Origin of the sequence: Streptomyces sp. NPDC051569, assembly GCF_044454085.1 — a bacterium.
Classification (GTDB): Bacteria; Actinomycetota; Actinomycetes; order Streptomycetales; family Streptomycetaceae; genus Streptomyces.
Window position 1 is genome coordinate 72,539 of sequence record NZ_JBITDJ010000003.1, and the last position, 25,211, is coordinate 97,749.

Genomic DNA, 25,211 nt, shown 5'->3' on the forward strand with positions numbered 1-25,211 from the left:
ACCGAACGGCAGGGCGAGGAGTGTCCTTGTGCGCCCTCTCCACGCCGATGTGTGCCCGCATCAGGGGTATGGGTCCGAGTGGTGTCGGGGGATGGCCGCGATGAGCACGCCGAGGAGACGGGCCAGATCGGCGGCGCCTTCCGGGTCGTCGGCCCACCGGGTGCTCCCGAGAGCGTGCGCCTGACCCAGGTGCACGTCCTCGCGGGCGAGGACGAAAGTCAGGGCGAGCATGGCCGCGGGCGCGTTGCCGTCGTCGAAGGGGTGGAAGAAGAGGACGTCGAGGTAGGCGCGTGCCGCACGGGCGGCTGTCCGAAGGCCGGGGCGCGTACTCTCCGCCAGGCACCGCTCGAAGGCCGGCCGGACATCCGGTGTCATTCCGTAACGCTCGCGACCACCCTTCGCGTAGGCCGGTCCGCGGCGGAACCCGGCGGATTCCACCCCGAGGACGACGCACTGCCAGCCGGCCAGCAGGGAGAAGGTGAGGGGGCGGCCGCTCGCGGCGTCCGCACGCACCCGCGTCAGTGCGGTGAGCACGCGCGCGGTGCCCGCAGGATCGCGCGGCCCGCGCGTCGCCGTGAAGAAGTCCCTCACTCCGTCCCTCACTCCGTCCCGCGTTCCGCGTCCCGGGCGGCCGATGACGTCCTGATCGTCAGGCCAGGGAATCTCGCCGCGAATCCGGCGCCACTCGGCCAGCGCGTCAGGTTCCGTCGCCGCCGGCACGGCGGAGTTCATCCCCGACCCGCCACCTCGGCGGCGAAGCGATCGGCCACCGCGTCGACGACGTCGATGGCCGGTGTCACCCAGCTGTCGAACCGGCCGCCGATCGCCGTCCCGACGATGGCGTCGGCCTCCGACTCGCCGAAGCCGTGCGAGGCGAGGAACCATTCCAGGACCTGCGCGCAATGCCGCATCCAGCCGCTCTCGGCCTCCGACCGGTCGGCGACCACGGTGACCAGGCGGGTGCAGGCCCTCGCCCACGGCCAGGGGTCGCCCTCGTCCCCGGAGGCGGCGGCCGGCGGAGCCAGCGCGGCGAACCGCTCCGAGAGATCTTCGAGCCACGCGCGCCATTCCTCCAGCGCCTCGATGACCAGCGACGCCGTATTCTCCGGCGTGGTCACGGAATGGGGCGGGCAGCACCAGGAGCCGATCACGCCCCCGTCGACGTCTCCCTCGCCCACGGACCAGTTCCAACCGCAGGCCCAGCGTCCGTATCGGTCCACCAGCAGCTGGGTCACCGGGTCCATGGCATCCCAGCCCGGCCCGCGGATGGCCGCCGCCGGGGGAATCAGCGCTACCACGAGCGGAAGGAGGAGTGCCGCCTCCGCTTCGTTCATGTCGAAGGCATGACGATCAGGGTCGACCTCTGTCCAGGCCAGGGTTCCCGGGTTCCACGCGTCCATGACCGCAGGCTTGCACGTGGTCACGAAGCCTTCTGCTGCCAGGGCCGCTCAACGCAGGGCTGCCTCGGGGCGGCCAAGAGTCCATTTTGTGCATGATTACGCCATTTGTGGGTAAATATAAAGAGAATCAACCGACGGTCCTCTTGATCAGGGAGGGCACACCGACCTCAACGAGGGGGTTCTGATGGCCGACAGCGAGTTCTATATGCGTGACCGGCCGGCAAACCCGCGACTTCCGGAGGACCGGCCCCGCGGCAGTGTCCCGGGGAGTGCGGCGCCGGAGCACCACCGCGTGTGGACCGGCAGTTACGTCATTCTCGCCATCATCGTGGTGGTGGCCGTGGGGATCGCGCTGTTCCCCTAGGTCCTGTCCGGCCGATCTCCGCCGGCCCGGACCGCCTGGCACGGCGCCTCGCCGCGTTGCCCAAGTGCCCACAGGAAACCACCCTGAGGGCACTTGGGTGCTGTCGTTATTCGGTGATGTCGGGGTTGCTGATCAGGATGTCCTCGGTGGTCCCCCAGAGCCTGGGCAGAAACCGGGTGACTTCGTCGGCCCGGCGGAGAAGGTCACGAGTGGAGCTGATGCCGAGGTCGGCGAGGGCTGCCCGGAAGGCCGGGGCGCGGGCCTCGTGCAGATGGGGGGCGTCGGTGGCCAGGATGGTGTGACAGCGGGCGAAGGTCGCGATGATCCAGAAGACCGCCTCGTGGTGGTCGCCGGAGTCGATGAGGGTCCGGCTCCCGTCGATCGCGATCGGCCGTGCGGTGGGGGTGATGTCGCTGCTGAAGAAGAACGGGGACTTCGCGACCCGGACGGTGGTGTCGAACGTCGTGGCGAGTTCGCGCAGATGGTGCTGAACGCGTTGCGCCGACATGTGTGAGCAGCCGAGATGGCCGAGCATTTCCGGATAGTCGCCGAGGTGACCGTACTCGGTGAGGACATCGCGTGCGGCCCTGTAGCGCAAGCGGATGGTCGGGTTGCGCAGGGCGGCGACAAGGAGCACGTGGCAGGTCACGCCGGTGGGGAAGAGCCAGGCGTTCACCTGCTCGTGGAACGGCGTCGAGGTGTCGATCGCGGCGAGGCGGGTCTCGATCCGGTGGCGGGCATCCTGGCACCTGCGGCGGACCCAGGGCCGGGAGGTGAAACGGGGCGCGATGTGTTCGTGGAGCTCGCGCAGTCGGCCGGTGGGGTCATTGATGATCGCGTCGCGGCGGAAGCTTCCGGCCAGGTGGTAGGAGGCGAGGACGTCGTCGGTGGAGGCGAGTTCGGTCCAGGGCAGGTAGCTGACCTCCAGCAGGGCCCCCTGGTGAAGGAGCTTTCCCGGCTTGGCCGGCGGGTCGTCACGGGCGGTGACGACGACGATGTCGACGTCGGAGGAGGGCGGCAGCTCCGCGTCGTCCGGTAGCCCGACGGTCGAGCCGCTGAAGTACGCACCCCGAAAGCCGGCCTCGGCCCGGGCATGTCGGGCGACCCACTGGACCCCTGCGGAACGCGCCGGCCCGACCTTCACAGACGAATCCCCCAGTGACGAGTGCGAGATTGTCATTGTTCCGGTTCGCCGCGGCCGGCGGGGGCGACACGTCCCGATGAAGTGAGCCCGGGGCCCCGGGGGTGGTCAGCCCGGTTCAGTAGGCTGACCCAGCGGCGCCCCGGAATGATGGGGATAGGGCACTAATTGCTCGAAAAGGACTGAGAAGTAGGCCCTGATGCCCCGGAATGACGGAGAGTGCCCCAGGTTCACTGAGACGGGACACGGAGCCCGCACATGACCGGGCAGCGCTCATGTACTAGAGTTATCTCGACATCGAGATATCTGCGAAGGCGTACCGCAGCCGCCAGCCAGTAAGGGCTACCTAACTAAGCCTTACCTTAGCGGATCGGCGAGGAGTCGGGGCGGCAGCATGGCGGTAGTACGCGCACATTGATGAAGGAGACTGTCGTGTCGGCGAACAGCTTCGACGCCCGCAGCACGCTGCGCGTGGGCGACGAGTCGTACGAGATCTTCAAGCTGGACAAGGTCGAGGGCTCCGCGCGCCTCCCTTACAGCCTGAAGGTGCTGCTGGAGAACCTGCTCCGCACGGAGGACGGCGCGAACATCACCGCCGATCACATCCGGGCGATCGGCGGCTGGGACTCCCAGGCGCAGCCCAGCCAGGAGATCCAGTTCACGCCGGCTCGCGTGATCATGCAGGACTTCACCGGTGTGCCCTGTGTCGTGGACCTCGCCACCATGCGTGAGGCCGTCAAGGAGCTGGGCGGCGATCCGGCGAAGATCAACCCGCTGGCCCCGGCCGAGCTGGTCATCGATCACTCCGTCATCGCCGACAAGTTCGGCACGGCGGACGCCTTCTCCCAGAACGTCGAGCTGGAGTACGGCCGCAACAAGGAGCGCTACCAGTTCCTGCGCTGGGGCCAGACCGCCTTCGACGAGTTCAAGGTCGTCCCGCCGGGCACCGGCATCGTCCACCAGGTGAACATCGAGCACCTGGCCCGTACGGTCATGGTCCGCAACGGCCAGGCGTACCCCGACACCCTCGTCGGCACCGACTCGCACACCACCATGGTCAACGGCCTCGGTGTGCTGGGCTGGGGCGTCGGCGGCATCGAGGCCGAGGCCGCGATGCTCGGCCAGCCGGTCTCCATGCTCATCCCGCGCGTCGTCGGCTTCAAGCTGACCGGTGAGCTGCCCGCCGGCACCACCGCCACCGACCTGGTCCTCACGATCACCGAGATGCTGCGCAAGCACGGCGTCGTCGGCAAGTTCGTCGAGTTCTACGGTGAGGGTGTCGCCGCGACCTCCCTCGCGAACCGCGCCACCATCGGCAACATGTCGCCGGAGTTCGGTTCCACCGCCGCGATCTTCCCGATCGACGACGAGACGCTGAAGTACCTGCGCCTGACCGGCCGCAGCGACCAGCAGGTCGCCCTCGTCGAGGCGTACGCCAAGGAGCAGGGCCTCTGGCTCGACCCGGCGGCCGAGCCCGACTTCTCCGAGAAGCTGGAGCTCGACCTCTCCACGGTCGTCCCCTCCATCGCCGGACCGAAGCGCCCGCAGGACCGCATCATCCTGGCCGAGGCCAAGGAGAAGTTCGCGCAGGACGTCCGCAACTACGTCTCCGAGGACGAGGAGGCGGGCAAGGAGTCCTTCCCGGCCTCCGACGCCCCGGCCTCCTCCAACGGCGTGCCGAGCCGGCCCACCCTGGTCACGGCCCCCGACGGTTCGACGTACGAGATCGACCACGGCGCCGTCACCGTCGCCGCGATCACCTCCTGCACCAACACGTCCAACCCGTACGTGATGGTCGCCGCCGCGCTCGTGGCGAAGAAGGCCGTCGAGAAGGGCCTGACCCGCAAGCCGTGGGTCAAGACCACCCTCGCCCCCGGCTCCAAGGTCGTCACCGACTACTTCGACAAGGCGGGGCTCACCCCCTACCTCGACAAGGTCGGCTTCAACCTCGTCGGCTACGGCTGCACCACCTGCATCGGCAACTCGGGACCGCTGCCGGAGGAGGTCTCCAAGGCCGTCAACGAGCACGACCTGGCCGTCACCTCGGTGCTCTCCGGCAACCGCAACTTCGAGGGCCGGATCAACCCCGACGTCAAGATGAACTACCTGGCGTCCCCGCCGCTGGTCGTCGCGTACGCCCTCGCCGGCTCCATGAAGGTGGACATCACCAAGGACGCCCTGGGCACCGACCAGGACGGCAAGCCGGTCTACCTCCAGGACATCTGGCCCACCGAGGCCGAGGTCAACGACGTCGTCGCGGGCGCCATCGGCGAGGACATGTTCAACAAGTCCTACCGGGACGTCTTCGCGGGCGACGCGCAGTGGCAGGCGCTGTCGATCCCGACCGGCAACACCTTCGAGTGGGACCCGCAGTCCACCTACGTGCGGAAGCCCCCTTACTTCGACGGCATGACGATGGAGACGACCCCGGTCGCCGACATCACCGGCGCCCGCGTGCTCGCCAAGCTGGGCGACTCGGTCACCACCGACCACATCTCCCCGGCCGGTGCGATCAAGGCCGACACCCCGGCCGGTACGTACCTCACCGAGCACGGCGTCGAGCGCCGCGACTTCAACTCGTACGGTTCCCGCCGTGGCAACCACGAGGTCATGATCCGCGGCACCTTCGCCAACATCCGCCTGCGCAACCAGATCGCGCCGGGCACCGAGGGCGGCTACACCCGCGACTTCACCGTCGAGGACGCGCCGGTCTCCTTCATCTACGACGCCTCCCAGAACTACCAGGCGGCCGGCACCCCGCTGGTCGTCCTGGCCGGCAAGGAGTACGGCTCCGGCTCGTCCCGTGACTGGGCCGCCAAGGGCACCGCGCTGCTCGGCGTCAAGGCCGTCATCGCCGAGTCGTACGAGCGCATCCACCGCTCGAACCTGATCGGCATGGGGGTGCTCCCGCTCCAGTACCCGGAGGGCGCCTCGGCGCAGTCCCTGGGCCTGACCGGCGAGGAGACCTTCTCCTTCACCGGCGTCACGGAGCTGAACAACGGCACCACCCCCCGCACGGTCAAGGTCAGCACGGACACGGGCGTCGAGTTCGACGCGGTCGTCCGCATCGACACCCCGGGCGAGGCCGACTACTACCGCAACGGCGGCATCATGCAGTACGTGCTGCGCAGCCTGATCCGCAAGTAGCCCAAGGCGCAGGCGGCAGAAGGAAGAGGGGCCGTATCCCGCGCCACGCGGGGTGCGGCCCTTCGCCGTGTGTGCGGGCGGGCGGGCGTGTGTGCGTGCGGGCGTGTGTGCGTGCGAGCGGGCACACGGCGGGTAGGAGGGGGCGAGCAGACGGACCGGCCGTCGTGCGGATCAGAGCGTGCCGTCGCCGATCGCGGCGACGAACGGCGCCCAGCCCTCGGACCTGAAGACCAGTGCCGGCCCCCCGGCGCTCTTGGTGTCGCGGACGGTGACCCCGTCCGGGACGTTGTCGGCGACTTCGACGCACGCGCCGCCCTCGCCGTTGCTGTAGGAGGACTTCTTCCAGGCAGCGCCGCTCAGATCAGGTGCGGTCATCGTCTCGTGTGGTCCTTCGCCATCGATTCGAGGAAGTCGAGGGAGGCCGTCGGGGACAACGAGTTGGCTCTGACCAGATCGTAGGACCTCTGAAAACGCCGGATCACCGCCGGCTCGTCGATGAGTTGTCCGGTATGTGCGCCCTCGGAGTAGACCATGACCGGGGCGTCGTCGAAGGTCATCAGCGAGAAGGTTTCCTGCACGAACGCGTGAGCCGACGCGGCGAAGGGCAGCACCTGCATCATGACCCGGTGCGAGCGTCCGAGCGCGGCCAGGTGTCTGAGCTGCTCGCCCATGCAGTCGGAGCCGCCGAGCGGGACGCGCAGCGCCGCCTCGTGCAGCACGCTCCAGAACGCCGGGGCGCTGTCGCCCTCCAGGATCTGCTGGCGCTCGATACGGGTGCGGACGTACCCCTCCACCTGCTCCGCCGGAGCGAAGGGCAGCGCGGCGCGCGTGATGGCCCGCGCGTATCCCTCGGTCTGGAGCAGGCCGGGCACGACCAGGGGCGAGTACTCGCTGATGGTCCGTGCCGACGGCTCCAGCGCCACCGCGCTCGCGGCGTAGTCCGCGACCTTCGTCGTGCGGGCCAGCCGGGCCAGCCGCTGGAGGTGCTCGCCGCTCCGCAGCACCTCGTCGAACATCCGGGACATGTCCATCTGCGGCGGCCGCTTGGCCGATTCGAACTGGCCGATGTATGAGCCCGTGCAGAACACCCGGTCGCCGAGCTGATCCTGGGTCAGCCCGGCGCCCTCGCGCAGGCGGCGGAGTTCCGCTCCGTAGAACGCCCTGGGGTCGGCGTACGGGTCCAGGGTCTTGGCTTGGCTCATGTCACTGAGCGTAGCCAATCGGAGGCAATGTGTGTGCCGCGAACGAGAAGCGGGCCACCGGCTCGCGCCGGTGGCCCGCTGACACAACTGAGGGGACTACCGGAGCAGTTCCACCTCAGCCAGCGTGGCAGGACCGCCGCTCACCAGGCGGTACTTCGCGTACGTGCCCGGCTTGGCCACCGTGAAGACCCTGGTCTGCTTGTCCCAGGCGAAGGACTGACCCGACCGGGTGTCCAGCGTCTTCCACGTCGTGCCGTCGGCGGATCCCTGAAGCACCCAACCGGTGGGCGCCTTGGCCGCCGTTGACGACGTCAGGGTGTACTGGACCGCCTGGGTCGCCGAAGCCACCGGCAGCTCCACGGAATCGACCGGGCCCTCCGTGCGCGAGGAGTTGTCGAAGAGCGGACCCGACCCGGTCAGCGCGTCGGTGCGCGGCGACGGGATCTTGTCGTCCTGCGTGATGGAGACCGGCGCCGCGTTCTTGCCGGTGCCCCACGCCGAAGGCTTGGCGCCCATGTCGAACTCCAGCGTGCCGCCCTTCGCGAGCACGTCGTGCGGGAGCGCCGTCGAGTTCCAGGCCTTGCCGTTGACCTTCAGGCCCTGGACGTAGAGGTTCTTCGCGCTGTTCTTCGGCGCCTTGACGACCAGCTTGCGGCCGTTGTCCATGTGGACGGTCGCCTTGGTGAAGAGCGGCGCGCCGATCGCGTACTCGCCACTGCCCATCACCAGCGGGTAGAAGCCGAGCGAGGAGAAGAGGTACCAGCCGGACTGCTCGCCGTTGTCCTCGTCGCCGTGGTAGCCCTGGCCGATCTCGCTGCCGGTGTAGAGGCGGGAGAGGACCTCGCGGACCTTCTCCTGCGTCTTGTAGGGCTGCGAGGCCGCGTCGTACATGTACGTGGCGTGGTGGGCGACCTGGTTGGAGTGGCCGTACTGGCCCATCCGGACGTCGCGCGCCTCGGTCATCTCGTGGATGACGCCGCCGTACGAGCCGACGAACTCCGCCCCGGCCGTCTCGGGAGTCGCGAAGTACGTGTCGAGCTTGTCCGCGAGACCGGAACGGCCGCCGTACAGGTTGGCCAGGCCGCGCGAGTCCTGCGGGGCGGTGAAGGCGTAGCCCCAGCCGTTCGTCTCGGTGTAGTCGTAGCCCCAGACGCGCGGGTCGAACTTCTCGGACGGGACGCGCCAGTCGCCCTGGAGGTTACGGCCCTGGAAGAAGCCGGCCTTCGTGTCGAAGAGCGAGACGTAGTTCTGGGCGCGGTTGCGGAAGTAGGAGGCTTCCTCCTTGTACCGCTCCTTCTTGGTCTTCTTGTACAGCGCCTCGCCCATCTCGGCCAGGCCGTAGTCGTTGACGTAGCCCTCCATCGACCAGGACAGGCCCTCGTGGGTCTGGGTGGAGGCGTAGCCGACGAACGGCGAGGTCTCCATGCCCTTGCGGCCGACGCCCGACGTGGGCGGGACCACCGTCGCGTTCTTCAGGGCCGCCTCGTACGCCGCTTCGGCGTCGAAGTCGACGCCCTTGACGTACGCGTCGGCGAAGGCCACGTCCGAGCTGGTGCCGGTCATCAGGTCGGCGTAGCCGGGGGAGGACCAGCGGGAGATCCAGCCGCCGTCCTTGTACTGCTGGACGAAGCCGTCCACCAGCTCGCCCGCCTTCTTCGGGGTGAGGAAGGAGTAGGCCGGCCAGGTGGTCCGGTAGGTGTCCCAGAAGCCGTTGTTGACGTACGCCTCGCCGTCGACGATCTTGGCGCCCGTCCGGGTCGGGGTGTTCGGTCCGGTCGCCGCCGAGAACGGGCTGGCGTACTGCTGCTTCGGGCGGGACTTCGAACCGGTGTTCTCGAAGGAGGAGTTCGGGTAGAGGTACAGCCGGTAGAGGCTGGAGTAGAGCGTGGTCAGCTGGTCCCGGTTGGCGCCCTCGACCTCCACCCGGCCGAGGATGTCGTCCCAGGCCTTGCGCGCCTGGTCCCTGACCTTCTCGAAGCCGGCCGAGGCGGGGAGTTCGTCGGCGAGGTTCTTCTTGGCCTGGTCGACGCTGATCAGCGAGGTGGCCAGGCGCAGCGTGACGGTCCGCTTCTTGCCCGCGTCGAAGCGCAGGTAGCCGGTGACGTTGTCGCCTCCGCCGCCGGTCAGCTTGCCGCTCGCGGTGACCGGCGCGTCGAAGACGCCGTACACGAACATCCGGCTCGCGCCGGCCGACAGGCCGCTCTTGACGTCCGAGTAGCCGGTGAAGGAACCCGTCTTCGGGTCGAGGGTGAGCCCGCCGGCGTTGGTGATGTTGTCGAGGACCACGCTCGCGTCCGCACCCGGGTAGGTGAAGCGCATCATCGCCGCGTGGTCGGTCGGCGCCATCTCGGCCTTGAGACCGTTCTCGAACGTGACGCCGTACTGGTACGGCTTCGCGGTCTCGTTCTCGTGGCGGAAGGGCAGCGCCCGGGCCGTACGGTTCGCGTCGGGGGTGCCCGCGGCTGCCGACGGCATCAGCTGGAAGGTCTGCCGGTCACCCATCCACGGGCTCGGCTCGTGGCTGGCGCTGAACGCCTGCAGGGTGGGCAGGTTGTCGGCGTTGTTGCCCTTGCTGTACTCGTACAGCCAGCTGTCCGAGCCGGCGTTGGTCACCGGCGTCCAGAAGTTGAAGCCGTTGGGCACCGCGGTCGCCGGGAAGGTGTTGCCGCGCGAGAACGACCCGCTGGAGTTGGTGCCCCGGACGGTGGAGGCGTAGTCCGCCAGGTGCGCCAGGGGCTTCTCCTTCGCCTCGGGGGCCAAGGAGATGTCGTCGATCCAGCCCTGGAACTTCGCCGGGCCCTTGGCGGAGTCGTACGCCACCAGGATCCGGTCGACCGTCTTGCCGGCCGCGACGGAGCCGATCCGGGCGTCGACCTGGTTCCACTGATTGACGTAGAGGCGCTTGGCGGCGCCCTGACCCTGCGGGGTCAGCAGGCCGCCGTGCTCGTCGAGCGCCTTCAGGTCACTCAGATAGGTGCCGTCGGTGAAGGCGAGATCGACCGACACGTTCGTGGCCGGGTAGTTCAGATCCGTCTCCGCCATGGCGGGATAGATCCGGTACGAGAGCGCGGTGTCGCTCTTCACGGCCGTATTGACGTCGAAGATCTTGTTGTACGAATACGCTCGCCCGTCCGGCTGATGCGTACCGGCGTACTTCAGGGCCTTCTTTCCGGTGAATCCCATGCCGGACTTGGCGGTGGGCGAACCGGACGGGCCGCGGTCGACCTGGGTACGCATGTCCTGGGCCGCGGGGGCGCCCGTATCGCCGTTGGAGAACTGCACATCGGCCAGCTGGGTGGCGTCCGTACCGCCGTTGTTCGCGGTGATGTTCAGCCGGTAGTGCGGGTAGGCGGCCGCCGCGTCGCCGATGTCGTAGGACTTGGTCTGGAAGCGTGCCCCGAAGGTCTCACCCTTGCGGGTGTCCAGGTCCAGCCATTCCTTGCCGTCGAGGGACCCCTGGAGCGTCCAGTCCCTGGGGTCGCGCTCGGCGTGGTCGTTCGCCGAGGTCAGCGCATAGGTGACGACCTTGACCGGCGCGGCCAGATCGAATTCGACCCAGCCGGACCGCTCGAACGCCAGCCACTTCGTGGTGGGCTGGACATCGACCAGATTCTCCTTGGTCTCGCCCGAGGCGGCGTACTCGCTGCTCGCCCGCAGTCCCACGACCTGGTCGGTCACATTGCCCGGGATTCCCGACGTGAATCCGCCGTCGATGCCGGAGGCCCGCCTCTTTCCGTCGCGTCCCACATCGACGGTGTTGCGCCAGTCCGGCTGGACCTGGTCCTCTTCGAAAGAAGACGCGAATTCCTTTTCCGCCGGGCGCGGTTGCGTGGGCTGGGCTATCGCCGCGGACTGCGCCGTCACGACAAGCAGCGAGGCGGCCGCCACCAGGGCGGCGCTATGCCATTGTCTGCGCCGGGGTCCGGTTTTCTGCTGCATACGGGCCATTCCTCCTGCGTAACCAAGTTGGACAACGTTGTCACATCTTCGCGGGGTCCAGTAGGAGGCAAGCGGCCGATGGTGTCAAGGGGGTTGACGTGACAGCTGATGTGGAGTCAGTCACTGCGAAGATGGCCGGGCGGCGGCGCTCCGGGGCCACCCGTATATCCGCGAGGTCTCAACTAGGGAAAGACTGGAGCCCCAACTACCTCTCGATCTTGCCCAGTTAACGGGAAGTGGACTATACCTGTCGGCATCCGGCGCCGACGTTCACCGTGGCGAAGGACCAGGGGGAAAGAGGACGGCGGGGAGGGCTCTGCCCACCCCCGGCCGGCCGTTCGGGCCGGACCTCCCGCGCGTCCAGTACGGCATCCTGCACGACCCAGCTTCATTTGACCGCGGTGGCGGGGGCCCTTCGCCTCAGGCGAGAAGGACGGGCGACCGGTACACCGCCTGAGTCCTGGAGAAGGCGAGGACTTGAGCATGGGATCCACCTCCGCTCAGAACAGCGAGGGCCTTGGCCGTCGTGACCTGATCAAGCGTTCCGCCGCGATCGGCGTGATCACCGTCCCGACGATGAGCTTCCTGGCTTCGTGCGCGAGCAGTGACAGCGGGAAGGATCAGAAGGTCGAAAAGGGCAAGGCGTCCGCGAAGAACCCGCTCGGTGTGAACGAGACCGCACCGCTGGACTTCGTGCTCTTCGACGGCGGATTCGGCACCGAATACGCCACGGACGCCGTCAAGGGGTACAACAAGGTCTTTCCGAAGGCGAAGGTGAAATTCACCCCGACCCAGAAGATCCAGTCCCAGCTCCAGCCGCGCTTCAACGGCGGCACCCCGCCGGACCTGATCGACAACTCGGGCGCCGAGCAGATGGACATGGGCGTCCTCGTCGGCAAGAAGCAGCTCGCCGACCTCACGCCGCTGCTGGACGCCCCGTCCTTCGACGACCCGGCCAAGAAGGTCCGCGACACGCTGCGGCCCGGCATCGTCGAGATGGGCCAGTTCGACGGCGACCCCGTGTGGATCATGTACTACGCCTACACCGTGTACGGCGTGTGGTACTCGCAGACCGCGCTGGACAAGCTCGACGCGCAGTACCCCGAGGACTGGGACGCGATGCTGGCCCTCTGCGCGAAGGCCAAGAAGAAGGGCATCGCGGGCTGGACGTACGCCGGGAAGTACCCGTACTACATCCCCTTCTCGCTCTACCCGTTCATCGGCAAGATCGGTGGCCGCGAGGTCCTCGACGCCATCGACAACCTGGAGCCGGGCGCCTGGAAGCACCCGGCCGTGAAGGCCGCCTTCGAGGCGTACTACGAGCTCTTCAAGAAGGGCTACATCCTCCAGGGCACCCCCGGTCTCGACCACATCCAGTCGCAGACCGCGTGGACCGAGGGCAAGGCGCTGTTCATCCCGAACGGCTCCTGGGTGGAGAACGAGGCGGCGAAGACCACGCCGGCGGACTTCCAGATGAAGGTGGCCGCGCCGTCCAGCCTGGACAGCTCGGACAAGCTCCCCTTCGGCACCATCTGGGCGTCCGGCGGTGAGCCCTTCGTCGTCCCGAAGAACGCCAAGAACCCGGACGGCGGCATGGAGCAGCTCCGCGTCATGCTGAGCGAGGAGTCGTCGAAGAACTTCACCTCCAAGGTGAAGTCGCTGAGCGCCTTCAACGGCGGCACCGACGGCCTCACCCTGTCCACCGCGCTCCAGTCCGGTGTCGACGCGCTGACCAAGGCGGGCGACAACGTCCTCAACCCGCGCCTGCAGGACTGGTACGTCGCCCTCCAGAAGGAGAAGATCGGCACCGGCGTGCTCGGCGAGCTGATGGCGGGCCGCATCACCCCGGCCGAGGCCGTCAAGAACGCCCAGGCGTACGCGGACGCGGCGGCCAAGGACCAGTCCATCAAGCACTACAAGCACCAGTGACGCGACCGGAGGCCCCGCCCGGGGCCTCCGGTTCCCCCCAAGGCAGTACGGCGGCGCCCGCCGGAGATTCGGGGTCGGGAGACATGCAGCACGGCAAATACCGGTTCATCGTGGGGTTCCTGGCCGTACCCCTGGCCATCTACACGCTTTTCGTCATCTGGCCGTTCATCCAGTCCATCTACTACTCGTTCACGGACTGGTCGGGTCTCAGCCCGGACTTCACGATGGTCGGCCTCGGCAACTACAGCAGGCTGCTCGACGACGAATCCTTCTGGAAGGCGCTCCAGCACAGCCTGACCTTCGCGCTTCTGCTGCCGGTGGTGGTGCTCGGCCTGGCGCTGTTCTTCGCGTTCATGCTGAACGTCGGCGGCCGCCGCCGGAAGGGGGCCGCCATCGCGGGCGTCCGCGGCTCCTCGTTCTACAAGATCGTGTACTTCTTCCCGCAGGTGCTCTCGATCGCCATCGTGGCGCTGCTCTTCCAGTTCGCGTACAACCCGAACAGCGGGGCGCTCAACTCCGCGCTCGGCGCGGTCGGCCTGGACAGTGTGCGGCCCGACTGGCTGGGCGATCCGGACCTCGCCCTGTGGTGCGTGATGGCGGTCCTGGTCTGGAGCCAGGTCGGCTTCTTCGTGGTCCTCTTCTCCGCGGGCATGGCCTCCATCCCCAAGGACTTCTACGAGGCCGCCCTGCTGGACGGCGCGAACCGCGTCACCACCTTCTTCCGGATCACGCTGCCTCTGCTGTGGGACACCGTGCAGTCCGGGTGGGTCTACATGGGCATCCTCGCCCTGGGCGCGGAGTCCTTCGCGGTCGTCCAGATCATGACCGTGGGACCGGGCGGGCCCGCCGAGTCCACCAATGTGCTCATCCTGCTCGTCTACCAGAAGGCGTTCCGGGACGGCCAGGCGGCCTATGCGACCACGATCGGTGTCGCCCTCCTCGTCGTCACGCTGGCGTTCTCCGCCCTCGTGATGCGCATGGGTCGACGTGAGCGGCTGGAGTACTGATGAAGACCACTGACACCACCGGGCCGGCCGGCACCCCGCCGCCGGACGATGCCGTCGCGCCGCCGCCCGTCGTGGCCGGGACGGACGCCCCGGCGCCCGGCGGGAACAAGAGCGGCGGCGTGATCAACGCCTTCTCGCACGGCGTGCTCGTCATCTGGGCCGTCCTCGTCGTGCTGCCGCTGCTGTGGGCGGTGATGACGTCCTTCAAGGACGACAAGTCCATCTTCACCACGCCCTGGTCGCTGCCGGACACCCTGCACTTCGAGAACTGGTCGCGCGCCTGGACCCAGGCACACATGAGCGACTACTTCCTCAACACCGTTCTGGTGGTGGGCGGTTCACTGATCGGCACCATGCTGCTCAGCTCGATGGCCGCGTATGTGCTGGCACGCTTCGAATTCCCCGGGAACCGCTTCATCTACTACCTGTTCATCGGGGGGATGAGCTTCCCGGTCATCCTCGCGCTGGTCCCGCTGTTCTACGTCATGGACAACCTGGGCCTGCTGAACTCCATCCACGGTCTGATCCTCGTCTACATCGCCTACTCGCTGCCGTTCTCCGTCTTCTTCCTGACGGCGTTCTTCAGGACGCTTCCCACCTCGGTCGCGGAAGCGGCGATCATCGACGGCGCCTCGCACACCCGGACGTTCTTCCAGGTGATGCTGCCGATGGCGAAACCGGGCCTGATCAGCGTCGGCATCTTCAACTTCCTCGGACAGTGGAACCAGTACCTGCTGCCGACGGTGCTGAACACCGAGCCGGAAAACCGGGTGCTCACCCAGGGCCTGGTCGCCCTCGCCAACAGCCAGGGCTACAAAGGCGACTGGTCGGGGCTCTTCGCCGGGCTGGTGATGGCCATGCTGCCGGTGCTCGGTGCGTACATCGTCTTCCAGCGCCAGGTCGTCGCCGGTCTGACGGCGGGAGCGCTGAAGTAGGCGGCCCTCCCCCTTCCACCGAGTACGGGCGAACCGTCCGCCGGCCCGCGCCGGCGGACGGTTCTTCGCGTGGTGCGCCCGAGCCGTACTCGCTCAAGGTCTTGACGGGGAGCAACCGGAAAGGCTGAGCTTAGGGTTCACAAGTTGGAGAGACGTCGGGGTCTCATAGGCGCGACCCCGGCCGGGGGCGGTGGTCGTGCCGCCTGCCAAGGGCAGGAGTGGATGAGTCGTGAAGACTCCAGGGTCACAGTCGTCTCTGCACCGGGCCAACCTCGAACGGGTCGTCCGTGCGGTGCGGATGGCCGGATCGCTCACCCAGGCGGAGATCGCCCGGTCCACGGGACTGTCGGCGGCCACGGTCTCCAATATCGTTCGCGAGTTGAAGGACGGCGGCACCGTTCAGGTCACACCCACCTCGGCGGGCGGCCGCCGGGCCCGCAGCGTCTCCCTCAGCGGGGACGCGGGCATCGTCGTCGGGGTGGACTTCGGCCACACCCATCTGCGCGTCGCCGTCGGCAACCTCGCCCACCAGGTGCTCGCGGAGGAGTCCGAACCGCTCGACGTGGACGCCTCGTCCGCACAGGGTTTCGGCCGGGCCGAGGAACTGGTCGAACGGCTGATCGTGAAGACCGGGGTCAGCCGTCAGAAGGTGATCGGAGTCGGCCTCGGCGTCCCGGGGCCGATCGACGTGGAGTCGGGCACCCTCGGCTCGACCTCGATCCTGCCGGGCTGGACCGGGATCAACCCCAGCGAGGAGCTGGCCGGGCGGCTCGGCGTGCCGGTGTACGTCGACAACGACGCCAATCTCGGCGCGCTCGGCGAGCTCGTCTGGGGGAGCGGCCGAGGGGTCAGGGACCTGGCGTACATCAAGGTCGCGAGCGGTGTCGGCGCGGGTCTGGTGATCGACGGTCACATCTACCGCGGCCCCGGCGGTACGGCCGGCGAGATCGGGCACATCACGCTGGACGAGTCGGGCCCGGTCTGCCGCTGCGGCAACCGCGGCTGCCTGGAGACCTTCACGGCGGCCCGCTACGTCCTGCCGCTCCTCCAGTCCAGCCACGGAGTGGATCTGACGATGGAGCGGGTCGTGCAGCTCGCCCGGGACGGCGACCCGGGCTGCCGCCGGGTGGTGGCGGACGTCGGCCGCCACATCGGCAGCGGTGTGGCGAACCTGTGCAACCTTCTCAATCCCAGCCGGGTCGTTCTTGGCGGGGACCTCGCGGAGGCGGGGGAGTTGGTCCTCGGGCCGATACGGGAGTCGGTCTCCCGCTACGCCATCCCGAGCGCGGCCCGGCAGCTCGCCGTCCTGCCCGGAGCGCTCGGCAGCCGGGCCGAAGTGCTCGGCGCGCTCGCGCTCGTTCTGAGCGAAATGGGTGATTCGACCCTTTTGGAGAGCTCGCTTTCGGTCAACGCGCCTGCCTTCACTTAGATAACGAATGGCACCGTTGTCATCTCGTTAAGTATTAACTCCTTGACGCCGCCCCCGTACGGGAGTTGACTTCCAGCCACCTCGGCCGCAACGACGCGGCCTCGTCAGGGAGGTTTTTTCAGTGAACGCTTCTGTGCGTCGTGCCGCCGTGGCCGCCGCGGCCACCGCGATGGCCGTCTCCCTCGCCGCCTGTGGCAGTGCCAAGGAGTCCGGCGACAAGGCTGAATCGTCGAGCAAGCCCAGCTCGACGGACTCGATAACCATTGGCCTGCTCCTGCCGGAGAACCAGACCGCCCGGTACGAGAAGTTCGACAAGCCGCTCATCGAGAAGAAGATCGGCGAGCTGACCGACGGCAAGGCGAAGGTGATCTACGCCAACGCCAAGCAGGACGCGACCACGCAGAACCAGCAGGTCGACACCATGATTACGAACAAGGTCAACGTTCTGATCGTGGACGCGGTGGACTCCAAGGCCATCGCCGGCTCGGTCAAGAAGGCCAAGGACGCCGGTATTCCGGTCGTCGCCTACGACCGCCTGGCCGAGGGTCCGATCGACGGCTACACCTCGTTCGACAACGAAGAGGTCGGCAAGGTCCAGGGCACCGCCCTCCTGGAGCAGCTCGGCGCGAAGGCCAAGTCCGGCGACATCGTCATGATGAACGGCGCCAGCACCGACCCCAACGCCGCGCTGTTCAAGAAGGGCGCGCTCTCCGTCCTCGACGGCAAGGTGAACATCGGCAAGTCGTACGACACCAAGGAGTGGAAGCCGGAGAACGCCAACGCCAACATGGAGGGCGCCATCTCCGCCCTCGGCAAGAACAAGATCATCGGCGTCTACTCCGCCAACGACGGCATGGCCGGCGGTATCATCACCGCCCTCAAGGCCGCCGGCTTCGCCACGCTCCCGCCGGTCACCGGCCAGGACGCCGAACTCGCCGGTGTGCAGCGCATCCTCGCGGGCGAGCAGTTCATGAGCGTCTACAAGCCGTACGCCCCCGAGGCCGACGTCGCCGCGCAGATGGCCGTCGCGCTCGCCAAGGGCGAGAAGCTCGACTCGATCGCCACGTCCACCGTGGACAGCCCCACCACCCAGGGTGTCCCGTCGGTGCTCGTCCCGGTCGTCTCCCTGACCAAGGCCAACATCAACGACACCGTCATCAAGGACGGCGTCTACACGGTCCAGGAGATCTGCACCGCCCAGTACAAGGCCGCCTGTGACGCGGCCGGCCTGAAGTAGGTCCCCGCGCCGGGTCCGCCCGGCCGCCGGTTCCACCCGGCGACCTGCTCAGGGTGATGCCTGTCCGGCACCCCGCCCATCAACAGCCCCGCAGCCAGGGCGGGGTGCCGGACGGAACACTCACCACGGGCCCCCGGCCGTCGCTCGTCGCGGCCGGCTCCCTTCCGTACTCTTCTGCTCGACCTCCGCGCCTCCCCCCGGCGCGGCATCCCCGCCGGTCAGGCGGCGAAGGAGATGGTTCACGTGACCGCTACGCCCGTGTTGGCGTTGCGAGGGGTCTCCAAGCGATTCGGTGCCGTCCAGGCGCTCACCGACGTAGAGCTTGAGGTCCACGCCGGCGAGGTGGTCGCCCTGGTGGGCGACAACGGTGCCGGTAAATCAACGCTGGTGAAGACCATCGCCGGCGTGCACCCCATTGATGACGGCACCATCGAGTGGGCCGGCCGGCCCGTCTCGATCGGCAAGCCGCACGACGCCCAGAACCTGGGCATCGCGACCGTCTACCAGGACCTCGCGCTGTGCGACAACATCGACGTCGTCGGCAACCTCTACCTCGGGCGTGAACTCCGCAGCTGGGGTGTCCTCAACGAGGTCGAGATGGAGCGCCGCTCACGCGAGCTGCTCACGACGCTCTCGATCCGCATCCCGAGTGTCCGGATCCCGATCGCCTCGCTCTCCGGCGGTCAGCGCCAGACCGTGGCGATCGCCCGCTCCATGCTCGGCGAGCCCAAGCTCGTCATCCTCGACGAACCGACGGCGGCCCTCGGCGTCGAGCAGACCGCCCAGGTCCTCGACCTCGTCGAGAGGCTCCGGGAGCGCGGCCTCGCCGTCCTCCTCATCAGTCACAACATGGCGGACGTCAAGGCCGTCGCGGACAAGGTGGCCGTGCTCCGGCTGGGCCGCAACAACGGCGTCTTCGACGTCGCGTCCACCTCGCAGGAAGAGATCATCGCCGCCATCACGGGTGCCACGGAGAACGCCGTGACCCGTCGCGCGTCGCGCAATGTGGAGGTTCAGAAGTGAAGATCGAAAAGACCTCCACGCCGACCGGCCAGGGCGCTGCCCCGGTCGACGCCCCCGCCGCCGCGCAGGGCGCGGTCACCGCGGTCGACCCGCGGCTGCTCGTCCGCGAGCAGGGATTCGCCGGCTACCTGTCGGAGTTCAAGCGCAAGATGCGCGCCGGTGACCTGGGCTCGATACCCGTGGTCGTCGGTCTGATCATCATCTGGGCGATCTTCCAGAGCCTGAACTCGAACTTCCTCACCGCGGAGAACCTCAGCAACATCTCCGTGGCGATGGTCGGCACCGGCATGATCGCCGTCGGTATCGTCTTCGTCCTGCTGCTCGGCGAGATCGACCTCTCGGTCGGTTCGGTCAGCGGTGTCGCCGGAGCCGCTTTCGCCGTGCTCAGCGTCACGCACGGCATGGCGGAGTGGCTGGCGTTCGTCCTCGCCATCCTCACCGGTACGGTCGCCGGCGCGATCCACGGCTTCGTCTTCGCCCGCATCGGTGTGCCCGCCTTCGCGGTCACGCTGGCCGGTCTGCTGTTCTGGAACGGCTTCATGCTCAAGATCCTGGGCGACAACGGCACCATCAACCTGGACTCCGAGGGCCTGGTCGCCCAGCTGACCAGCTATTACTTCACCGATGTCGCGGCCGCCTACGGTCTCGCCGTCGTCGCGGTAGCGGTGTTCTTCCTGACGTCGTTCTTCGAGAACCGGCGCCGCGAGGTGGCCGGCGTGCCCTCCAGGCCGCTCAGCGAGATCCTGCTGCGGACGGCCCTGCTCGCGGTGCTGGCCCTGGCCGCGGCCACCGTGTTCAACCAGTACAAGGGGCTGCCCCTTGCTGTGGTGATCTTCCTGGCGGTGCTCGTCCTGACCGACTTCGTGCTGCGTCGCACCTCGTACGGCCGCAAGGTCTTCGCGCTCGGTGGCAGCGTCGAGGCGTCCCGCCGCGCCGGTATCAACGTCGAGCTGGTCCGTGTCTCGATCTTCGCGATCGCCGGTACGTTCGCCGCCGTCGGCGGTCTCTTCATCGCCTCCAAGATCGCCTCGGCGAACCAGGGCGCGGGCGGTGGCGACCTGCTGATGAACGCCATCGCGGCGGCCGTCATCGGCGGCACCAGCCTCTTCGGCGGCCGTGGCCGCACGTGGAACGCGCTGCTCGGTGTACTGGTGATCGTCTCGATCCAGTACGGCCTCGCCCTGCAGGGCATCGCCTCGCCGATCCAGTACATGATCACCGGCGCGGTCCTCCTGGCGACCGTCGTCATCGACGCCGTCACCCGGAAGACCCAGAAGACCGCGGGTCGCGCCTGACCGCGGTTCCCGCGGGCCGTGCCCGGCACCCGAGTCCTGGGTGCCGGGCACGGCTGCGTCCGGAGAGCGCAGATATGACGTACATACATCCGACATACATCCGATCGGGTGACATACAACGCACAGCCCGCTGACCGAGCGCCGGAGCGGAACATTAGACTCGGCAGATCGGCAAGCTCGACCAGCTCAAAACGCAAGGAGGCACGGGTGGCGTTGCTGACCCACATCAGGGGACCGCGCGATCTGGACCGGCTCGGCCCGGAGCAGCTGGACCAGCTGGCCGGAGAGATCCGGTCTTTTCTCGTGGACGCCGTATCCAAGACCGGTGGCCATCTCGGCCCCAACCTCGGTGTCGTCGAGCTGACCATCGCCCTGCACCGCGTCTTCGAATCACCGAAGGACAAGGTCCTTTTCGACACGGGCCACCAGGCGTACGTGCACAAACTGCTCACCGGGCGTCAGGACTTCTCGAAGCTCAAGAGCAAGGGCGGCCTGTCCGGCTACCCGTCGCGCGCCGAGTCCGACCACGACATCATCGAGAACTCGCACGCCTCCACCGTGCTGGGCTGGGCCGACGGCCTGGCCAAGGCGAACGAGGTCCTGAAGAAGGACGACCACGTCGTCGCGGTGATCGGTGACGGCGCGCTGACCGGCGGCATGGCCTGGGAGGCGCTGAACAACATCGCCGCGGCCAAGGACCGTCCGCTCGTCATCGTCGTCAACGACAACGAGCGTTCGTACGCGCCGACCATCGGTGGCCTGGCGAATCACCTGGCGACCCTGCGCACCACCGACGGCTACGAGCGCTTCCTGGCCCGTGGCAAGGACCTGCTGGAGCGCACGCCCGTCGTCGGCAGGCCGCTCTACGACACGCTGCACGGCGCGAAGAAGGGCCTCAAGGACTTCATCGCCCCGCAGGGCATGTTCGAGGACCTCGGCCTGAAGTACGTCGGCCCGATCGACGGCCATGACATCGAGGCGCTGGAGTCCGCACTGCTGCGGGCGAAGCGTTTCGGCGGGCCCGTCATCGTGCACTGCCTGACCGAGAAGGGCCGCGGCTACCAGCCGGCCGAGCAGGACGAGGCGGACCGTTTCCACGGCATCGGTCCCATCCACCCCGACACCGGGCTGCCCATCGCCGCCGCCGGGATGGACTGGACCTCGGTCTTCGGCGAGGAGATGGTCAAGCTCGGCACGGAGCGCGCGGACATCGTCGCGATCACCGCGGCCATGCTCCAGCCGGTCGGTCTCGACAAGTTCGCGAAGGCGTTCCCCGACCGGGTGTACGACGTCGGGATCGCCGAACAGCACGGCGCGGTCTCGGCGGCGGGCCTCGCCACCGGCGGGCTCCACCCGGTCTTCGCCGTCTACGCGACCTTCCTCAACCGCGCCTTCGACCAGGTCCTGATGGATGTGGCCCTGCACCGCTGCGGAGTGACGTTCGTCCTCGACCGGGCCGGCGTCACCGGTACGGACGGCGCCTCGCACAACGGCATGTGGGACATGTCGATCCTGCAGTGTGTGCCCGGTCTGCGGATCGCCGCCCCGCGCGACGCCGACCAGGTCCGCGCCCAGCTCCGCGAGGCGGTCCAGGTCGAGGACGCCCCGACCGTGGTCCGCTTCTCCAAGGGCGCGGTCGGCCCGGCGGTCGCCGCCGTCGGCCGGATCGGCGGCATGGACGTGCTGCGCAGGCCCGACGAGGGCACGGCCGACGTCCTGCTGGTCTCCGTCGGAGCGCTCGCCCCGATGTGTCTGGAGATCGCCGCTCTCCTCGACAAGCAGGGCATCACGACGACGGTCGTCGACCCGCGCTGGGTCAAGCCCGTCGACGAGGCGCTCGCCCCGCTCGCCGAGCAGCACCGCGTGGTCGTCACCGTCGAGGACAACAGCCGTGTCGGCGGGGTCGGCTCCGCCGTCGCCCAGGCGCTGCGGGACGCCGGGGTCGACGTACCGCTGCGGGACTTCGGTATCCCGCCGCGCTTCCTCGACCACGCCTCCCGCAAGGAGGTCATGGCCGAGATCGGGCTGACCGCACCGGACATCGCACGCCAGGTCACCGGCCTGGTCGCGAAGCTGGACGGCCGGCTGGTGGACTCGCCCACCGAGGTCGCGCGGGACTGATCCCGCCGCTGGAACGATTCGCTGATGGGCCGATCGGCCGCCCGCACGGGTATCCGATCGGCCCATTCGTGTGAATGGTGCGGTTGCCAGGTAATCGGATGCCGTGACGCCCCGATCATTGCCGGAACGACGCCCACACGGAGGTACGCCGGTGAGTACGCAGCGGGACGGCACGAAACCGCCAGGAAACGGCGCGTTCCGCACCAAAACGGTTGAGGAGTCGATCAAGGACACCGAGGATCCCGAATTCGCGCTCCGCAAGTCCCTCTCCGCGCTCGATCTGACCGTCTTCGGCGTCGGCGTGATCATCGGGACGGGGATCTTCGTCCTGACCGGCGAAGTGGCCAAGGAGAACGCGGGACCCGCCACCGCGCTCGCCTTCGTCGTCTCCGGCATCGTCTGCGCCCTGGCCGCCCTCTGCTACGCCGAGTTCGCTTCGACGGTGCCGGTCGCCGGATCCGCGTACACCTTCTCGTACGCCTCGCTCGGCGAGCTGCCCGCCTGGATCATCGGCTGGGACCTCGTGCTGGAGCTCGCACTGGGCTGCGCGGTCGTCGCCGTCGGCTGGTCCGGCTATGTGCGCTCGCTGCTCGACACGGCCGGGGCGGGACTGCCCGACGCCCTCTCCGGCACGCACGGCGGGAAGTTCGGCTTCGACCTCCTCGCCTTCCTCCTCGTACTCGTCCTGACCGGCATCCTCATCCTCGGTGTGAAGCTCTCCTCGCGGGTCACCACCGTCATCGTCGCCGTCAAGGTCACCGTGGTCCTGATCGTCATCATCGTCGGCGCGCTCTACATCACCAGCTCCAACTACCAGCCGTTCATCCCGCCGTCCCGGCCCGTCAGCGGCGGCAGCGGACTGAATGCCCCGCTGATCCAGGTGATCTTCGGCTTCACCCCCAGCAACTTCGGCGTCATGGGCATCTTCACCGCCGCCGCCGTGGTCTTCTTCGCCTTCATCGGCTTCGACATCGTCGCGACCTCCGCCGAGGAGACCCGCAACCCGCAGCGCGACGTGCCGCGCGGCATCCTCGGCTCCCTCATCATCTGCACCGTGCTGTACGTCGCCGTCTCGATCGTCGTCACCGGCATGCAGAAGTACACCGAACTCACCGTGGACGCCCCGCTCGCCGACGCCTTCAAGGCGGTCGGTCACCCCTTCTGGGCCGGCCTGATCAGTTTCGGCGCCGCCGTCGGACTCACCTCGGTCTGCATGATCCTGCTGCTCGGCCAGACCCGGGTGTTCTTCGCCATGAGCCGCGACGGGCTGCTGCCCAGGACCTTCTCCCACGTCCACCCGAAGTTCGGCACGCCGTACCGCTCCACCGTCCTCCTCGGGCTGATCGTGGCCCTCGTCGCGGGCTTCACCTCCATCTCGGAACTCGCCGAACTGGTCAACATCGGCACCCTGTTCGCCTTCATCGTGGTGGCGATCGGCGTCGTCATCCTGCGCAGGCAGCGCCCCGACCTGCCCCGCGCGTTCCGCACCCCGCTGGTGCCGTTCCTGCCGGCCGCCTCCGTGCTCGCCTCGCTGTGGCTGATGCTCAACCTGCCCTCCGAGACCTGGCTCCGCTTCGGGATCTGGATGGCCGTCGGCTTCGTGGTGTACGCCGTCTACGGACGCGGCCACAGCCGCCTCGGCAAGGCCCGCGCCGGGCGCTGACGCCGCGCCTGGGGCGCTCCGGGAACCCGCCGGGCTCGGCGGTGGCAACCGGGCCCCCGCCCGGCGGTCGGCGTACCGGCTGACGCGCCGTCCGGGGCGCCGCGCACCCGGCGCGTACGATCGCCCTCTGATTTCCTGCGCTCGGGAAGGCGGCGGTCGGGCATGACACCACGGTCCGGAAGGACATCGGAGTCGTCGGAGGACAGCGCGGGCGGGGGATCCGGCGCGGCCCGGAACACGCGCCGTACGCGCCCCGCGATCACCACGGACGAGGCACTCCCCGGGACCACCGGCTGGCTGCTGCGCGGCAAGGACGGCCGGCTCACGGCCTACGCGCCGACCGCCGACGGGGTGCTCCGCTGGACGGAGACCCGGCTGGGCGGCCCCGACTGGACCGGGCCCGAACTGTTCCCCGTCCGGGGCCTGCTGCCGTATCTCTCCGTCGCGCAGAGCGCCGGAGGATTCGTCCACCTGCTGGGGATGCGCAGGCGCCCGCGCGCCGAAGGCCCGGGTGACACGGATCTCGTCCACGCGATCCAGTTCCAGAGCGGCCGCCCGCTGCGCGACTGGCAGTCCCTGGGCAATCCGCACGGCAACGACCGCGAGAAGGGCGAACGCATCGGGCCGCCGTCCGCCGTCGTGGACACCACCGGCTCGATGCACCTGTTCCTGCGCAACGCGAACGGCGGGCTCTCGGCCAAGAACCAGTCGCCCACCGGCCGTTGGCTGCCCTGGGGCGGTGCCGACGCGGAGGGTACGGCGCTGACCGGCGAAGCGGCCGCCGCCGTGACCGACCACGGGCTGATCGACCTCCTCGTACCGGCGCAGGACACGGTGGTGCGCTGGCGGCGCGAGCGGCACGACGCCCCGCTGCGGCGTGCCGGGGCCGGGGACGAGCCGGCGGCGCGGGTCGCGCCCGGCACGATCACCGCCGAGCGGACCGGCGGCGGGCGGCTGACCTTCTTCTGGCGTGACCCCGGTGACCACACCGTCCGCGCCTGGCGGCCCGGCACCGAACCCGCCGTACTCGGCGGCCGGGGCAGCGGTCCGCTCGCACTGCTCCGTACCCCCGTCGACGGACACGACTGCACGATCCTGGCCCATCGCGGCCCCGGCGGCCGCCCGCACATCGCCGCCTATCCGACGGAGGACGAGTCGGCGGGCCTCCACTGGACCCCGACCGGCGAGGCGTGCGTGGGCGTCCCCGCGCTCGCCCTGGACGGGCGGGGACGGGTGGTGCTGGCCTGTACCGGCCCGGACGGCTCGCTGCGGGTGGCCCGTCAGAAGGCCGAGACGGGCCTGGCGCTGGAGGCGTGGCGGCGGATCTGACCGTCCGGCGGGCGCGTCCACAGGCGGGGCCGGTACGGAAGCCACCAACC

The 25,211-nt window shown here is 68.7% G+C and carries 18 protein-coding genes; 12 read left to right on the forward strand and 6 right to left on the reverse strand.

Annotated elements, in window-relative coordinates; genetic code table 11:
* Positions 1-60 precede the first annotated feature (60 nt).
* Positions 61-732 carry a hypothetical protein gene (locus ACIBAE_RS06140; protein WP_399282651.1) on the reverse strand — a complete coding sequence of 224 codons (672 nt, stop codon included), beginning with the start codon at positions 730-732 and terminating at the stop codon, positions 61-63.
* Positions 729-1,400: a hypothetical protein gene (locus tag ACIBAE_RS06145; protein WP_399282652.1), complete on the reverse strand. Its 672-nt coding sequence runs from the start codon at positions 1,398-1,400 to the stop codon at positions 729-731. Before ACIBAE_RS06145 ends, ACIBAE_RS06140 begins: the two co-directional genes overlap by 4 nt.
* Before the next feature lie 184 nt (positions 1,401-1,584).
* Between ACIBAE_RS06145 and ACIBAE_RS06150 the strand changes: the two genes are divergently transcribed.
* Entirely contained in the window at positions 1,585-1,764 is a 180-nt protein-coding gene (locus ACIBAE_RS06150) for a hypothetical protein (protein WP_399282653.1), read from the forward strand.
* A 106-nt stretch (positions 1,765-1,870) separates the two neighbouring features.
* Here the strand turns inward: ACIBAE_RS06150 and ACIBAE_RS06155 are convergent, their stop codons facing one another.
* Complete coding sequence (locus ACIBAE_RS06155) at positions 1,871-2,908, reverse strand: hypothetical protein (protein WP_399282654.1); 1,038 nt, start codon at positions 2,906-2,908, stop codon at positions 1,871-1,873.
* Positions 2,909-3,337: 429 nt separating this feature from the next.
* Here ACIBAE_RS06155 and acnA point away from each other — a divergent pair, with 429 nt between their 5' ends.
* A complete protein-coding gene (acnA, locus tag ACIBAE_RS06160) occupies positions 3,338-6,052 on the forward strand; it encodes an aconitate hydratase AcnA (protein ID WP_399282655.1) in 2,715 nt (904 codons plus the stop codon).
* 171 nt (positions 6,053-6,223) lie between these two features.
* On the opposite strand, the gene ACIBAE_RS06165 is transcribed toward acnA, so the two are convergent.
* From ACIBAE_RS06165 to ACIBAE_RS06175, 3 genes are all read right to left on the reverse strand, one after another.
* Entirely contained in the window at positions 6,224-6,427 is a 204-nt protein-coding gene (locus tag ACIBAE_RS06165; protein WP_399282656.1) for a DUF397 domain-containing protein, read from the reverse strand.
* Positions 6,424-7,254: a Scr1 family TA system antitoxin-like transcriptional regulator gene (locus ACIBAE_RS06170; protein ID WP_399282657.1), complete on the reverse strand. Its 831-nt coding sequence runs from the start codon at positions 7,252-7,254 to the stop codon at positions 6,424-6,426. The genes ACIBAE_RS06165 and ACIBAE_RS06170 overlap by 4 nt, the downstream gene beginning before the upstream one ends.
* A gap of 96 nt (positions 7,255-7,350) precedes the next feature.
* Entirely contained in the window at positions 7,351-11,193 is a 3,843-nt protein-coding gene (locus tag ACIBAE_RS06175; protein WP_399282658.1) for a GH92 family glycosyl hydrolase, read from the reverse strand.
* 483 nt (positions 11,194-11,676) lie between these two features.
* Between ACIBAE_RS06175 and ngcE the strand changes: the two genes are divergently transcribed.
* The 10 genes from ngcE to ACIBAE_RS06225 all read left to right on the forward strand — a co-directional run bounded on the left by ngcE (position 11,677) and on the right by ACIBAE_RS06225 (position 25,161).
* Positions 11,677-13,122, forward strand: a complete 1,446-nt coding sequence (gene ngcE, locus ACIBAE_RS06180; RefSeq protein WP_399282659.1) for an N-acetylglucosamine/diacetylchitobiose ABC transporter substrate-binding protein — start codon at positions 11,677-11,679, stop codon at positions 13,120-13,122.
* 83 nt (positions 13,123-13,205) lie between these two features.
* Complete coding sequence (locus ACIBAE_RS06185; protein WP_399282660.1) at positions 13,206-14,129, forward strand: carbohydrate ABC transporter permease; 924 nt, start codon at positions 13,206-13,208, stop codon at positions 14,127-14,129.
* Entirely contained in the window at positions 14,129-15,064 is a 936-nt protein-coding gene (locus tag ACIBAE_RS06190; protein ID WP_399282661.1) for a carbohydrate ABC transporter permease, read from the forward strand. The genes ACIBAE_RS06185 and ACIBAE_RS06190 overlap by 1 nt, the downstream gene beginning before the upstream one ends.
* Before the next feature lie 229 nt (positions 15,065-15,293).
* Positions 15,294-16,493, forward strand: coding sequence for an ROK family protein (locus ACIBAE_RS06195; protein WP_399282662.1), 1,200 nt, complete (start codon positions 15,294-15,296; stop codon positions 16,491-16,493).
* Positions 16,494-16,662: 169 nt separating this feature from the next.
* Positions 16,663-17,730 carry a substrate-binding domain-containing protein gene (locus ACIBAE_RS06200; RefSeq protein ID WP_399283047.1) on the forward strand — a complete coding sequence of 356 codons (1,068 nt, stop codon included), beginning with the start codon at positions 16,663-16,665 and terminating at the stop codon, positions 17,728-17,730.
* Between the two features lie 234 nt (positions 17,731-17,964).
* Positions 17,965-18,753 carry an ATP-binding cassette domain-containing protein gene (locus tag ACIBAE_RS06205; RefSeq protein ID WP_399282663.1) on the forward strand — a complete coding sequence of 263 codons (789 nt, stop codon included), beginning with the start codon at positions 17,965-17,967 and terminating at the stop codon, positions 18,751-18,753.
* The gene (locus ACIBAE_RS06210; RefSeq protein WP_399282664.1) at positions 18,750-20,048 is read left to right on the forward strand and encodes a sugar ABC transporter permease; all 1,299 of its coding nucleotides are present in this window, start codon (positions 18,750-18,752) and stop codon (positions 20,046-20,048) included. Before ACIBAE_RS06205 ends, ACIBAE_RS06210 begins: the two co-directional genes overlap by 4 nt.
* Before the next feature lie 207 nt (positions 20,049-20,255).
* Entirely contained in the window at positions 20,256-22,169 is a 1,914-nt protein-coding gene (dxs, locus tag ACIBAE_RS06215; protein WP_399282665.1) for a 1-deoxy-D-xylulose-5-phosphate synthase, read from the forward strand.
* 151 nt (positions 22,170-22,320) lie between these two features.
* Positions 22,321-23,832, forward strand: a complete 1,512-nt coding sequence (locus tag ACIBAE_RS06220; RefSeq protein ID WP_399282666.1) for an amino acid permease — start codon at positions 22,321-22,323, stop codon at positions 23,830-23,832.
* 162 nt (positions 23,833-23,994) lie between these two features.
* Positions 23,995-25,161 (forward strand): hypothetical protein, encoded by a 1,167-nt coding sequence (locus ACIBAE_RS06225; protein WP_399282667.1) that lies wholly within the window; start codon positions 23,995-23,997, stop codon positions 25,159-25,161.
* The last annotated feature ends 50 nt before the right edge of the window (positions 25,162-25,211 follow it).